Annotated in this window: 10 protein-coding genes; 6 read left to right on the forward strand and 4 right to left on the reverse strand. The window is 65.3% G+C overall.

All coding sequences use genetic code 11. The features are described 5' to 3' along the window. Positions 1-38 precede the first annotated feature (38 nt). The 4 genes from AC3FLX_RS14035 to AC3FLX_RS14050 form a co-directional block, all read right to left on the reverse strand. Entirely contained in the window at positions 39-2,744 is a 2,706-nt protein-coding gene (locus tag AC3FLX_RS14035) for a DNA topoisomerase III (RefSeq protein ID WP_488697443.1), read from the reverse strand. A gap of 159 nt (positions 2,745-2,903) precedes the next feature. Continuing rightward, the gene (locus AC3FLX_RS14040; RefSeq protein WP_488697444.1) at positions 2,904-3,311 is read right to left on the reverse strand and encodes a thioredoxin family protein; all 408 of its coding nucleotides are present in this window, start codon (positions 3,309-3,311) and stop codon (positions 2,904-2,906) included. Between the two features lie 36 nt (positions 3,312-3,347). Then, positions 3,348-4,454, reverse strand: a complete 1,107-nt coding sequence (dprA, locus tag AC3FLX_RS14045) for a DNA-processing protein DprA (RefSeq protein WP_488697445.1) — start codon at positions 4,452-4,454, stop codon at positions 3,348-3,350. 40 nt (positions 4,455-4,494) lie between these two features. Further along, entirely contained in the window at positions 4,495-5,670 is a 1,176-nt protein-coding gene (locus AC3FLX_RS14050) for a LysM peptidoglycan-binding domain-containing protein (RefSeq protein WP_488697447.1), read from the reverse strand. Positions 5,671-5,834: 164 nt separating this feature from the next. Here AC3FLX_RS14050 and def point away from each other — a divergent pair, with 164 nt between their 5' ends. From def to AC3FLX_RS14080, 6 genes are all read left to right on the forward strand, one after another. Then, positions 5,835-6,341: a peptide deformylase gene (gene def / locus AC3FLX_RS14055; RefSeq protein ID WP_488697449.1), complete on the forward strand. Its 507-nt coding sequence runs from the start codon at positions 5,835-5,837 to the stop codon at positions 6,339-6,341. Between the two features lie 116 nt (positions 6,342-6,457). Further along, positions 6,458-7,462: a methionyl-tRNA formyltransferase gene (gene fmt / locus AC3FLX_RS14060; protein WP_488697451.1), complete on the forward strand. Its 1,005-nt coding sequence runs from the start codon at positions 6,458-6,460 to the stop codon at positions 7,460-7,462. A gap of 165 nt (positions 7,463-7,627) precedes the next feature. Then, positions 7,628-8,488 (forward strand): zinc metalloprotease HtpX, encoded by an 861-nt coding sequence (htpX, locus tag AC3FLX_RS14065; protein WP_488697453.1) that lies wholly within the window; start codon positions 7,628-7,630, stop codon positions 8,486-8,488. 168 nt (positions 8,489-8,656) lie between these two features. Continuing rightward, entirely contained in the window at positions 8,657-10,030 is a 1,374-nt protein-coding gene (gene rsmB / locus AC3FLX_RS14070; protein WP_488697454.1) for a 16S rRNA (cytosine(967)-C(5))-methyltransferase RsmB, read from the forward strand. An 11-nt stretch (positions 10,031-10,041) separates the two neighbouring features. Further along, the gene (locus AC3FLX_RS14075) at positions 10,042-10,869 is read left to right on the forward strand and encodes a DUF4390 domain-containing protein (protein WP_488697456.1); all 828 of its coding nucleotides are present in this window, start codon (positions 10,042-10,044) and stop codon (positions 10,867-10,869) included. Further along, positions 10,866-13,331 carry an ATP-binding protein gene (locus AC3FLX_RS14080; RefSeq protein WP_488697457.1) on the forward strand — a complete coding sequence of 822 codons (2,466 nt, stop codon included), beginning with the start codon at positions 10,866-10,868 and terminating at the stop codon, positions 13,329-13,331. Before AC3FLX_RS14075 ends, AC3FLX_RS14080 begins: the two co-directional genes overlap by 4 nt. Positions 13,332-13,373: the final 42 nt, after the last annotated feature.

Genomic DNA, 13,373 nt, shown 5'->3' on the forward strand with positions numbered 1-13,373 from the left:
TCGCCGTTTTGCTAACCACCACTACCGGTTGTAAGCGATTACTCTTCCGCCTCGGCAGTCTGCTTGGGCGTCGCACGCGTCTTCTTGGCCGCGGAGGTCTTGCCGGCCGCGGTCTTCGTGGCAGCCTTCTTGGCCGGGGCCTTCTTTGCCGGCGCCTTCTTGGCCGCCGGAGTCTTGGCCGCGGTCTTCACCGGAGCGGCTTCGCCATCGCCAGCCTTGTCACCCTTGGCGGCGGTCTTCGCCGCAGCGGATTTGGCTGCCGGCTTGGCGCCTGCCTTTGGCTCGCGTGCCTCGAACTCGAAGCCGATCTTGCCGTCCGGCTGCTTGACCAGGAACGCCTTGAAGTTGCGGCCCGTACGCGACGACTTGAAGCCGGTCAGCAGATCCGTCTTGCCGCCGGTCAGCAGCTTGCCGATCTGCTCGCGGGAGATTTCCTGCTGCAGGATGATCTTGCCCGTGGTGAAGTCGCAGGTCTTTTCGCTGCCGACCGCGTTCTCGCACACGTACTTCATGCCGTGCTCGTAGACCGAGCCATTGCATTTCGGGCAGTGACCCACCGGCGTCTGCTCGCTGAAATCCACCGGTTCGTCGTCTTCCTCGTCGTTCTGACCGAAGTCGAACTCCATCTTCCAGTGGCCTTCGTCGTCCTTGGCCAGCTTCAGGATGGCCGCAAACGGACGGCCCATCTTGCTACGGAAGCCCTGCAGCGGACCGATTTCCTTCTTCAGCAGCAGTTCCTCGACCTCGTCGATCTCGAACTGTCGTCCGCCCGGAATCTTGCTGATCGAGAACTCGCACGCGGTGCAGGCAAAGCGACGATAGTTCTCCTTGACCTGCCCGCCGCACTGCGGGCACGGCGTGTCCAGCGTGGCGTAGTCGCCCGGGATCGTGTCGCTGTCGTACTCCTTGGCGCGCTTGACGATCTGCTGCGTCATCTGCGCGATCTCGCGCATGAATTCGTCACGCTTCAGGCGGCCGCGCTCGATCTGCGACAGCTTGTGTTCCCATTCGCCGGTCAGCTCGGCTTGCGTCAGTTCCAGGACACCCAGGCCGCGCAGCAGCGTCATCAGCTGGAACGCCTTGGCCGTCGGGATCAGCTCGCGGCCTTCGCGCACCAGATATTTCTCGGTCAGCAGACCTTCGATGATCGCAGCGCGCGTTGCCGGCGTGCCCAGGCCCTTGCCGGCCATCGCCTCGCGCAATGCGTCGTCGTCCACGAGCTTGCCCGCGCCTTCCATTGCCGACAGCAGCGTGGCTTCGTTGTAGCGCGCCGGCGGCCGCGTAGACAGGCCGACGGACTCGACCTTGTCGGTCTTGACCTTTTCGTCCTTCTGCACCGGCACCAGGTTGGCGTCCTTGTCGTCCTTGCCCTGGGCCTCGCGGCCGTAGATCACGAGCCAGCCCGGATTGACCAGTATCTTGCCTTCCGTCTTGAAGTGATGGCCCGACACCTCGGTAATGCGCGTGGTCACCTGGAACTCGGCGGCCGGGAAGAACACGGCCAGGAAGCGGCGCACGACCAGGTCGTACAGCTTCTGCTCCGGCTCGGACAGGTTCTTCGGCGCCTGCAGCGTCGGGATGATGGCGAAGTGGTCGCTGATCTTGCTGTTGTCGAAGATCTTCTTGTTCGGCTTCACCCAGCCTTGCGACAGAATCTTCTTGGCATGCGGCAGGTAGTTCGGCGAGCTGTCGGCCAGCATGTCCATCGTCTGCTTGACCGTGTCCATGTAGTCCTCGGGCAGCGCGCGCGCGTCGGTACGCGGGTACGTCAGCACCTTGTGCTTTTCATACAGCGCCTGCGCCAGACCCAGCGTGTTCTTGGCCGAGAAGCCGAAGCGCGAGTTGGCCTCACGCTGCAACGTGGTCAGGTCGAACAGTGCCGGCGACTGCTGCGTCGACGGCTTGGACTCCTCCGTGACCGTGCCCGGCTTGTCGCGGCAGGCGGCCACGATGCTCTTGGCTTCGGCCTCGCTCCACAGGCGCGACTCGCGGGCCTCCGGGTCGAACTCGTTCTTCTTGAACTTCGGGTCGAACCAGCGGCCTTCGTACAGGCCGGCGGCAGCGATGAACTCGGCGCGCACTTCCCAGTAATCGCGCGGCACGAAGTGTTTGATCTTCTCTTCGCGCTCCACCACGATCGACAGCGTCGGGGTCTGCACCCGGCCCACCGTGGTCAGGAAGAAGCCACCGCCCTTGCTGTTGAACGCCGTCATCGCGCGCGTGCCGTTGATGCCCACCAGCCAGTCGGCTTCGGAGCGGCAACGGGCGGCATCGGCCAGCGGCAGCATGTCCTCGTCCTCGCGCAGCGCGGCAAACCCATCGCGGATGGCCTGCGGCGTCATCGACTGCAGCCACAGCCGGCGTACCGGCTGCTTGGCCTTGGCCTGCTGGGCAATCAGCCGGAAAATCAGTTCGCCTTCCCGCCCCGCGTCACATGCGTTGATCAGCGCGGTGACATCCTTGCGCTTGATCAGACGATTGAGCACCTTCAGGCGAGATTCGGTCTTGGCGATCGGTCGCAGGTCGAAATGCGGAGGAATCACCGGCAGGTTGGTGAAGCTCCACTTGCCTCGCTTGACCTCGTATTCGTCTGGCGCGGCAATTTCCACCAGGTGGCCAACGGCCGAGGACAGCACGTAGTCGTCGCTCTCGAAATACTCGTCGTGCTTGGTAAAGCCCCCGAGGGCGCGCGCAATGTCGGCGGCGACCGATGGCTTTTCCGCGATGATGAGGGCTTTAGACATTAAACGGGTCCTTGTGGCGCCACTGCCTTAAAGAGCAGTTCACGCCTCTTGAAATTCACAGCAAACTATGTAAACACCACGCCGGGGCTTTGAGGCGCCAATAATAAGCGCGGTTTCGACGGGCGTGCAAGCAAACGCCGCCGCACGGCCTGACGGCGCTCAACCGCCGCCGGCCCCCCCTTCAAGCAACCAGGGCAGCACTTCGGGAATCTCCGATGCGGTTGCAGCCATTGCTTCACTGCGCGCCAGCATCCTGTCCAGCACATCGAGATGCGGCAGCACGGTTCCATAAAACTGCGGCGCGCCTCCAGCAATGGGCTGAATCAATACAGTAGGAAAGTTTTCGATGTCGATGTCCTCGCCCAGATAGTCAGAGTGGGTTTCGACGTCGATCCAGACAAAACAATCGTCCTGATAACGTGCTGCCAGCGCCGCAAAGCCCGGCAGATATTCCTTGCAGGTGCCGCACCATTCGGCGCAAAGGCACGCCACCAGCCGCCCCTGCGGGCGTGCAAGTAGGGCGTGGCGCACTGCTGCGGCATCCTGCTCGGGAAAGTAAACGGCCATTGGAGTCGAAATGTGAAGCGAGGGAGATACCGCCAATCATGCCAGACGACGAAAGCGGTTGCCCGGCAGGCGCTCGGCCGCACCGGACAGCTCCATCTGCAGGAGCGCTGCTGACACGGCTTCCGCCGCCATGCCGGTGCGCTCGCACAATACATCAAGCGTGACAGGATCATAGGCGAGTGCCGCCGCGAATGCGTCGCCGGGAACGGGCGGTGGTGCAACGCCCGGGGCCGGCATGGCGAGCGGCAGATCCGCGAATTCCTCGAACACATCGGCGGCCGACTCCACCAGCTTGGCGCCCTGGCGGATCAGCTTGTGGCAGCCACGCGAAAGCTCGGCGTGGATCGACCCAGGGATCGCGAAGACCTCTCGTCCGATCTCCGATGCCAACCGCGCGGTAATCAACGATCCGGAACGCTCGGCCGCCTCAACGACCAGCACGCCGCGCGCCAGCGCCGCGATGATGCGGTTGCGGCGCGGAAAGTGGTTCGGCAGGCCGGGCGTCCCCAACGGGAATTCGCTGACAATCGCGCCGCCGGCATCGACGATCTGGTGCGCCAGCTTGTGGTGCCGCGCCGGGTAGACGATATCGACGCCGGTGCCAATCACCGCCACGGTGCCGCCTGGCCCTGGCAACGCGGCCGAGTGTGCCGCGGCGTCGATGCCGAGTGCCAGCCCTGACACCACGGTCAGCCCTGCTTCAGAAAACGCTGAAGCAAACACTTGCGCGTTGCGCAGCCCCTGCGCCGTGGCATGGCGCGCGCCGACGATGCCCAGCGACTGGCCACCCAGTTTCGCGGCATCGCCATTCACATAGAGCACCAAAGGCGGATCGGCGAGGTCGAGCAACCGCGCCGGATAGGCGGCGTCCGCCATCGTCACCAGACGATGGTTCGCTGCCTCGAGCCATTCGAGCGTGTGGGCGATCCGCGCGGACATCGCGGCGTCTGGCGGCGCCGCCAGAGCGCGCGCCACGCCAGGCTCCGCGGCATCGCGCAGGCGTGCGGCGTCAAGGGCCAGCACCGCTTGCGGCAGCCCAAAGGCAGCCAGCAGGCGGCGTCCGGCCTGTGCTGAAACACCTGGTGTTGCCGTCAGGCGCACCCAGGCAGCCACTTCGGCTGGGTCGCGTGTCGATTCGGTCATCGGAAACGCGGCAGCGCGTGCTCTCGCACGCGCCCGCCGGTTACTGCGGCGTGGTGGCCAGGTCGCCCACCTTCATCACGTTGCTGGCATCGGTCACCAGCGCGTAGGCAATGCCCGGGAACACGCGGTAGACATAGGCCAGGCCGTAGCGGTCGTCCGGCAGCGTGATGGTGCGGTTGTTGTCGGTGGGGTCCTTGACCACGCCGCCCACGCGCGACAGCGCCAGCACGTGACCCGGCTCCAGGCCGGCATTGGCGCCCACATTCAGCACCACCACCTGCTTGGCGCCGCCGTACTGCACCCCGCCGTAGACGGCTGCGATATGCGCCTGAACATTGTTGTCCGGTGCATGCGGGACGTAGCGCACCAGTTCGCGCGCCGGTTGCGGCAGCAGCAGCGAACCCGCACCCATTTCCTGCGGAGACTGGGTTGCCTCGACCGTGGTGACGGAATCCGGGCCTTCCGGCCCACGCATCACACGCACGCTGCCCTGGTACTGGGCTTCATAGCCAATCACGCTCTGCGTGACGGGGTCGCGCACCGCCTGTGCAGGCGTAAAGGCCTGCCAGTCGCTGCCGATCGTCGCATCGGTCGGCGCAATGCCGCGCACGAAGCCGGTATCGCCGCGCCCCATGTAGACGCGGGCATCGGGCAACGCCACGATGCGCGCCGAGGTGTCGACGGTACCCTTGTCGACCACCAGCGGCCGGCGCAGGAACGGTTCGATATCGGATGCCGGAATCGTCAGGATCGCCTCGCCATCGGCGCCGTCACCGCGCACGCGGGGAGACATCCGGGAGTCCCCGCTGGCGCCGCCCGGGCCGGTGGTCGACAGATAGGCGCGGCCATCGCGCTGGATCAGGTACAGAATCTGCCCAGGGTAGATCAGGTGTGGATTGCGGACCTGCTGGCGGTTCATGCCCCACAGCGCTGGCCAGCGCCACGGCTGGCGCAGATACTGGCCCGAGATTCCCCACAGCGTATCGCCCGTGCGCACCGTGTACTGGCTGGGTGCATTGGGAGCGAGTTCGGAAACGGGGATACCCTGCTGGGCCGTCACATCGGCCTGGGCGAGTTGCGCCGGTGAGACGCTCAGCTCGGCGGCCTGAACGGCCACGCCAGCCCCGGCAGTGATGCCGGCGACACATAGCATGCTGAGGGTGAACGCGTGCAGCCTGCGGCCCGACGCCGCCTGTTCTTTGGTAAGATCGCGCATTTTCCTGAACCGGTCGGGAGAACGACCGGATTGACCCTAGGTAGAGCGTGCCTGCTGCGGCGCGCCTTGAATTTTTGTACTAGCGCCCCGATTCTGCATGGAAACCCTGCACGCCGCAACGGCGGGCGGGCAGTGGACGGCAACCGGCGTTGCGCCCGAGCATCATGGCCAAACTCGACATCCTCACCTACCCCGATCCTCGCCTCCATACCGTGGCCAAGCCCGTGGCGGTGGTGGACGACCGTATCCGCCAGCTGGCTAGCGACATGGCGGAAACCATGTACGACGCGCCCGGCATCGGCCTGGCCGCCACGCAGGTGGACGTGCACGAACGTGTGATCACGATCGACATATCCGAGTCGCGCGACCAGCTGATGGTGTTCATCAACCCGGAAATCATCTGGGCCAGCGACAACCGCAAAGTCTGGGAAGAGGGCTGCCTCTCGGTGCCGGAGGTCTACGACCGCGTGGAGCGTCCGGACCGCGTCAAGGTACGCGCGCTCAATGAGAAGGGCGAAACCTTCGAGCTCGATGCCGACGACCTGCTCGCTGTATGTATACAGCACGAGATCGACCACCTGAACGGCAAGGTATTCGTGGAATACCTGTCCCCGCTCAAGCTGAACCGCATCAAGAGCAAGCTTCAGAAGCGAGTGCGCGCTCGCATGTAAGGATGTAACAGTAGCGCGCCACGGAAATGGCGTCTGCTATCGTTACAGCTTCTGAAGACACATCACGTACCGGCCGCTATGCGGCCGGTGTCGTTTCTACTCGCGGATTTCCTGCCATGACTCAAGCCCAGCCACTGCGCGTCGCGTTTGCCGGCACTCCCGAATTTGCGCGCGTTGCCCTTGAGGCCATCCACGCCGCCGGCTTCCCGGTGGTGGCCGTCCTGACCCAGCCCGACCGTCCCGCTGGCCGTGGCATGCAGCTGCAGGCCAGCCCGGTCAAGCAGTTTGCCCTGGAAGCGGGGCTTGGCCCCGTGCTGCAGCCGCGCTCGCTGCGTCGCACCGGCAAGTACCCCGAGGAAGCCGCGGCGGCCGTCGACGCGCTGGCCCAGATCGCCCCGGATGTGATGGTGGTGGCGGCATATGGCCTGATCCTGCCGGCCGAGGTCCTGGAATTGCCGCGCTTTGGGTGCCTGAACATCCATGCCTCGCTGCTGCCGCGCTGGCGCGGCGCCGCGCCGATTCACCGGGCGATCGAGGCGGGCGATCGTGAAACCGGCATCACACTGATGCAGATGGACGAAGGACTCGATACCGGCGCCATGTTGTCGCGCGAGTCGGTCCGGATCGGCCCGCTGGATAGCACCGGCGGCCTGCATGACACGCTGGCGGCGCTCGGCGGCCGCATGATCGTCGATGCGCTGCGCCAACTGGCTGCCGGGCAGCCGCTGGCCGCCACACCGCAACCGGAAGACGGCGTGACCTACGCCGAGAAAATCGCCAAGGACGAGGCCCCGCTCAACCTGACCCGCCCGGCCGCCGAGCTAGCCAACCAGGTGCGGGCGTTCAACCCGTTTCCCGGCGCCACGATCCAGGTAGGCGACACCGTCATCAAGTGCTGGCAGGCGCTGCCGCTGGCCGCCAGCACGAGCCTGCCGCATCCGCCGGGGACTGTGCTGGCGTCGGACACGTCCGGCGTGATCATCGCCTGCGGCGACGGTAGTGCCCTGCAGGTGACAGAGCTGCAGAAGCCTGGCGGCCGCCGTCAGCCGGCCCAGCAGTTCCTGCAGGCCATGCCGCTGCCCCCTGGCACACGGTGCCTGGTGCCCGATACGGCGGCATAAGCGGTTTATCGATCACCCACAACCCGGCGGCGTTGGTGCCACCGGTGCGATAAAACCCTGCCATCAGCATTGAATTTCCACGGTCCCGGCCCTATCTAACCGTCATCGCGTCCCGCAGGGGCGGGTACGCGCCCTGATCGATTCGATCGTTTTGGAGACCAAGCCATGTTCAACTGGGTCAAGACCTTCATGCTGATGGCGGCCATCACGGCGCTGTTCATCGTCATCGGCGGCATGATCGGCGGACGCAGCGGCATGATGTTCGCGCTGCTGATCGCGCTCGGCATGAACTTCTTCTCCTACTGGTTCTCGGACAAGATGGTCCTGCGCATGTACAACGCGCAGGAAGTGGATGCCAGCACCGCGCCGCAGTTCTACAACATGGTGCAGGAACTGGCACAGCGCGCGCAGCTGCCCATGCCGCGCGTGTACCTGATCAACGAGGATGCGCCGAACGCCTTTGCCACGGGCCGCAATCCCGAGCACGCGGCGGTGGCGGCCACGACGGGCATCCTGCGCGTGCTGTCCGACCGCGAGCTGCGCGGCGTGATGGCGCACGAACTGGCGCACGTGAAGCACCGCGACATCCTGACGTCGACCATCGCCGCCACGATGGCCGGTGCCATCTCGGCGCTGGCAAACATGGCGATGTTCTTCGGCGGCCGCGACGAAAACGGCAACCGCAGCAACCCGATTGCCTCGATCGCAGTGGCCATTCTGGCCCCGCTGGCCGCGTCGCTGATCCAGATGGCGATTTCGCGCGCCCGTGAATTCGAGGCGGACCGCGGGGGTGCCGAAATCAGCGGTGATCCGCAGGCGCTGGCCAGTGCGCTGGACAAGATCCACCGCTATGCGCAGGGCATTCCGTTCCAGGCGGCCGAAGAACATCCGGCCACCGCGCAGATGATGATCATGAATCCGCTGTCGGGCGGCGGCATTGCCAACCTGTTCTCGACGCACCCGGCCACCGAGGAGCGGATCGCGCGCCTGATGCACATGGCACAGACCGGCAGCTATCCCGCCTGATGCCGGATCTGGCTCGATTTGCCCCGTTTCACTGGTTGACCCGCGACAACGGGTAAACTGCCCGCTGTGTTCCTTTTGGGACCGGCGGGCATTTTTATGCCCCCGCGTCCCGACGCCACGGCGTCGCCGTTCCGATTTTCCGTTGATCTTGCCTGTCTGATTTTCCGTATGCGCCTGCCTCACGAATCCCTTGCCTTCCAGATGCTCGGTGCTGCCGCGGCTGTTCGCGGCGTGCACGAAGGCACGGCCCTGCCGCAGGCCATCGAAGATGTTGCCACGCATCTGCGGCTCGACCGCGTGCGCGACGCCGCCACGCGCGGTGCCATCCAGGATCTGGCCTACCGTTCGGTGCGCCTGTTCGGCACCACGCGCGCGCTGGTCACCCAACTGGTGACGCGGCCGCCCGGCGCACTCGTTGACTCGCTGCTTGCCGTGGCGCTTGCCTTGCTGATCGAAGGCGAGGACGGCGATGGCAGCAAAGTGGGGCGGGGCGGGTATTCCACGTTCACGGTCGTCGACCAGGCGGTCAGCGCCGCGGCATCGGAGCCGAAGACCGCGCACGCGCGCGGCCTGGTCAATGCCGTCCTACGCCGCTTCCTGCGTGAGAGCAAGGCACTGATGCCCAAGATCATGCAGGACGAGGAGGCACGCTGGAACCTGCCGTCGTGGTGGCTCGCCGAGTTGCGCCGCGCGTATCCGGAGCAATGGATGGCATTGGCCGAAAGCGTCAACGAACGGCCGCCGATGACACTGCGCGTCAATCCGAAACGCATTTCCGTGCCCGAATACCTGCAGGAGCTTGCCAATGCCGGCCTGGCCGGTGTGGCTGTGGGCGAGCAGGCAGTGCGGCTGGTGCGCGCGTTTCCGGTGACGCAGATTCCGGGCTTTTCCGAAGGCGACGTGTCCGTGCAGGACGCCGGCGCGCAACTGGCCGCCCCGCTGTGCGAGGTTTCCGACGGCATGCGAGTGCTCGACGCCTGCGCGGCGCCTGGCGGCAAGACCGGCCATTTGCTGGAGCTGGCCGACATCCACGTCACGGCGGTGGAAAGCGATGCGCAACGCGCCGCACGCATCCACGACAACCTGGCCCGGCTGGGACAGCGCGCCGACGTGATCGTTGGCGATGCGAGCCGTCCCAAGGACTGGTGGGACGGCCAGCAGTTCGACCGCATTCTCGCGGACGTGCCGTGCTCCGCCTCGGGCATCGTGCGGCGTCATCCCGATATCCGCTGGCTGCGGCGCGAATCGGATGTCACGAAGCTGATGACCGAGCAGCGCCGCATTGTTTCGCAGCTCTGGCCGCTGCTGAAACCGGGCGGCATCCTGGTCTATGTGACCTGTTCTATTTTCCCAACGGAAGGTGAGGAGCAGGCGCTCTGGTTTGGTGCGCAGCTTCCAGATGCGATACGATTGCAGGCGCCGGGGCAACTGCTGCCCGGCATCACGGCGCCTGAGACGTCCGGCAGCGGGATTGCCGGCAAGGCAAGCCTGCCATCGGACCACGATGGCTTCTACTACGCCCGCTTCCAGAAACGCGCCTGAACCATCCACCAATGCCCAGCCTGCTGCGCCTGTTCGTCCTACGTGCCCCCGGCCGCGCGGTGCGCGGATGGCCGGTAGCATCGCTGGCCGGCGCGTGGCGCCTCTGGCGCGCGTGGTACGCGGCTGCCCTGTTGCTGCTGGCATTGGTGGTGTACGTGCCCCATGCCGGCGCACAGCTGATTGAAACCACCGAGGCGCGCATCGACTACCAGGACGGTGGTTTCGAACTCGGTGCATCGTTCGATTTCGACTTGCCGCCCGCGCTGGAAGACGCGCTGCACAAAGGCATCTCGCTCTATTTCGTCGTCGACTTCCAGCTGTCGCGCGCGCGCTGGTACTGGTTCGACGAAAAGCCCGTGAACACCTCGCGTTCGGTGCGCTTGTCCTACCAGCCGCTGACACGCCAATACCGGGTATCCACCGGCGGCCTGCAGCTGCCGTTCAACCGCCTGAAGGGCGCGTTGCAGTTCATCCAGCAGGTACGTGGATGGCGGGTCTTCGAGCGCAGGGATGTCAAAGCCGGCGAGACCTATCACGCCGAGACGCGCATGCGCCTGGACCTGTCGCAATTGCCCAAGCCGTTTCAGATCAACGCCGTGAACACGCGCGAGTGGAACCTGTCGTCTGACTGGAAGCGCTTCAACTACACGGTGCCGACCAATCTCGATGCACCGCCGCCAGCGCCGCCGCCCGTGGCACCGCCCGCACCGCCGGCCATGCCGGGGTCCGCACCGCCCGCTGCTTCGGCGCCTTCGGCCGAGGTGCGCATGCCGTTCGCGCAAACTGTGTCGAACGTGCTGTCGCCCAACCAACTGGTCCAGCCGGTCAGCCAGCCATGAACGGCAATCCGTGGGATAGCAGATTCCGCCGCGTACTCTATCGCGTGGTGGTGGGGATCATCGTCTTCCTGGCGTTGGTGCTGGTTGGCCTGCTGGCGGGTGCGTCGGCCAATACCGAGTTCTTCGACCGGTATTTCACGCTGCTCTTCAAGGTCAACCTGGTTGTCGGTGTCCTGCTAGTGCTGACAGTGGGCGCGCTCGCGCTCACGCTCTGGATCCGATATCGCCGCGGCAAGTTTGGCACGCGGCTGATGAGCAAGCTGGCTGTGTTCTTCGGTGTGGTGGGCGTGTTGCCCGGCGTGCTGATCTATCTGGTGTCGCTGCAGTTCGTGTCGCGCAGTATCGAATCGTGGTTCGACGTGCGCGTGGAGAATGCGCTGGAAGCCGGCCTGAACCTGGGCCGCTCCACCATCGACAGCCAACTGGCGGACCTTCAGGGCAAGGCTCGCCTGATGGCCGACCAGCTCACGGGATCGTCGGGCGTGGCCACCTCGCTGCAACTGAATCGATTGCGCGAGCAGTACGGCATTCAGGAAGCGGCGATCTTCACCGGCAGCGGCCGCGTGCTGGCTACGGCATCGAGCAGTTACGCGGCACTGGTGCCGGACATTCCCTCTGGCGTACTGGCGGAACAGGCCCGCATGGCCGGTGGCTACGCGGCCGTGGAGGGCGGTACCGATCCCACCGGCGGCGACAACACCCCGGTCAACATCGACAGCAGCCGCCTGTACCGTATCCGGGTCATCATTCCGCTCGGTCCCGCTCCGACCGCGACGTCGCCCGATGAAGCGGCGCAGGCCACGGCTAACGCGGCCGCCGCCGCGGCGCGGTCGCGCAGCCGGCTGGTGCCGCCAGGCAATCGCTGGGCGGGCTCCGGCCTGTCCATCGAACGCCGCCCCGAGGACGCCCCGGCAACCGGCTTTGGCCTGGTGGGCGATACCGTCCGCGAGGAACGCTACCTGCAGGTCCTGCATCCGGTGCCGGCGGTGCTGGCTCGCAATGCCGACGAAGTCCAGCGCGCGTACCAGGAGTATCAGGAAAAGGCGCTCGGTCGTACTGGCCTGCGCAAGATGTACATCGGCACGCTGACGCTGACGCTGTTCCTGGCGGTTTTCATCGCCGTGATGCTTGCACTGTTACTGGGCGGGCAGTTGGCACGGCCGCTGCTGATGCTGCTGCAGGGGACCAAGGAAGTCGCCGAAGGCGACCTTTCGCCCAAGCGCGAACTGAAGAGCCGCGACGAGCTGGGCCAGCTGACGCAGCAATTCAACCAGATGACACGCCAGTTGTCCGAGGCCCGCATCGCGGTGGAAGACAATCGCGTGGCGCTGGAGCAATCGAAGGCGTATCTGGAAAGTGTGCTGCAGAATCTGACGGCGGGTGTGCTGGTGTTCGACCGCCGCTTCACGCTGATCACGGCCAATCCGGGCGCCGAGCGCATCTTCCGCCAGCCGTTCGCGGGCGTGCTGAGCCAGCCGGTGGAGCAGATCCCCGGGATGGGTGACTTTGCCGATATCGTGCGCCAGGCGTTCTCCGAGCAGACCACGCGCGAGGTGCTGGGCGGCGCGCAGCACTGGCAGAAGCAGATCGAACTGCCCCAGGGCGACGAGGAACAGCCGCTCACCTTGCTGGTGCGTGGTGCCCACCTGCCTGGCGGCAGCCGCGACGAACCGGGCTACGTGGTGGTGTTCGACGATATTTCGGATGTGATCTCGGCCCAGCGCTCGGTGGCTTGGGGCGAGGTGGCGCGCCGGCTCGCACATGAAATCAAGAACCCGCTGACGCCGATCCAGCTTTCGGCCGAGCGGCTGCAGATGAAGCTGTCGCCGAAACTGGAGCATGCCGACGCCGAAGTGCTAAAGCGCGGGGCCACAACGATCGTTAACCAGGTGGCGGCAATGAAACGCATGGTGGACGACTTCCGTGACTACGCGCGAACACCGCCGGCGGTGATGCAGTCGCTGCCGTTGAATGGTCTGGTGGCAGAAGTCTTGCATCTGTACGGCATCGATGATCCCGCCGTGCACGAGCATCCGGTGATTCATGCGGCGCTGGGCCCGAATCTCCCTGAAATCAAGGGCGATCCAACGCAATTGCGCCAGGTGATCCACAACCTGCTGCAGAATGCGCAGGATGCGGCGGCGGACAACGTGGCGGCCGGTAGGGCGGCGCCCCATATCACTCTGCACACCGAGACTGTAGAATACAAAGATTCTGCCGGCGAAGACCGGCAAGCCGTCAAGTTGTCCATTACGGACAATGGTCCCGGATTCGCACCACGCATCCTGAGCCGTGCGTTCGAACCGTATGTGACCACGAAAGCCAAGGGTACGGGTCTCGGGCTTGCGATGGTGAAGAAGATCATTGACGAACATGGCGCGCGCATCGAACTGCGCAATCGCATGAACGGTAGCGAGATCACGGGAGCCCAGATCTCGATCCTGTTCGTTAAACTGGCTTAGTCAATCTTGCGCGCCGGCGCCTCCGGTTGCGCTGCGGTGGGG

The organism is Cupriavidus sp. 291-E7 (genome assembly GCF_057798835.1).

What these genes read in the sequence shown, in the direction of transcription:
- htpX (WP_488697453.1), top strand. Translation starts at nt 7,628, where the DNA reads ATGTTCAACTGGGTCAAGACCTTCATGCTGATGGCGGCCATCACGGCG.
- AC3FLX_RS14080 (WP_488697457.1), top strand. Translation starts at nt 10,866, where the DNA reads ATGAACGGCAATCCGTGGGATAGCAGATTCCGCCGCGTACTCTATCGC.
- AC3FLX_RS14035 (WP_488697443.1), bottom strand. Translation starts at nt 2,744, where the DNA reads ATGTCTAAAGCCCTCATCATCGCGGAAAAGCCATCGGTCGCCGCCGAC.
- AC3FLX_RS14040 (WP_488697444.1), bottom strand. Translation starts at nt 3,311, where the DNA reads ATGGCCGTTTACTTTCCCGAGCAGGATGCCGCAGCAGTGCGCCACGCC.
- AC3FLX_RS14075 (WP_488697456.1), top strand. Translation starts at nt 10,042, where the DNA reads ATGCCCAGCCTGCTGCGCCTGTTCGTCCTACGTGCCCCCGGCCGCGCG.
- fmt (WP_488697451.1), top strand. Translation starts at nt 6,458, where the DNA reads ATGACTCAAGCCCAGCCACTGCGCGTCGCGTTTGCCGGCACTCCCGAA.
- AC3FLX_RS14050 (WP_488697447.1), bottom strand. Translation starts at nt 5,670, where the DNA reads ATGCGCGATCTTACCAAAGAACAGGCGGCGTCGGGCCGCAGGCTGCAC.
- def (WP_488697449.1), top strand. Translation starts at nt 5,835, where the DNA reads ATGGCCAAACTCGACATCCTCACCTACCCCGATCCTCGCCTCCATACC.
- rsmB (WP_488697454.1), top strand. Translation starts at nt 8,657, where the DNA reads ATGCGCCTGCCTCACGAATCCCTTGCCTTCCAGATGCTCGGTGCTGCC.
- dprA (WP_488697445.1), bottom strand. Translation starts at nt 4,454, where the DNA reads ATGACCGAATCGACACGCGACCCAGCCGAAGTGGCTGCCTGGGTGCGC.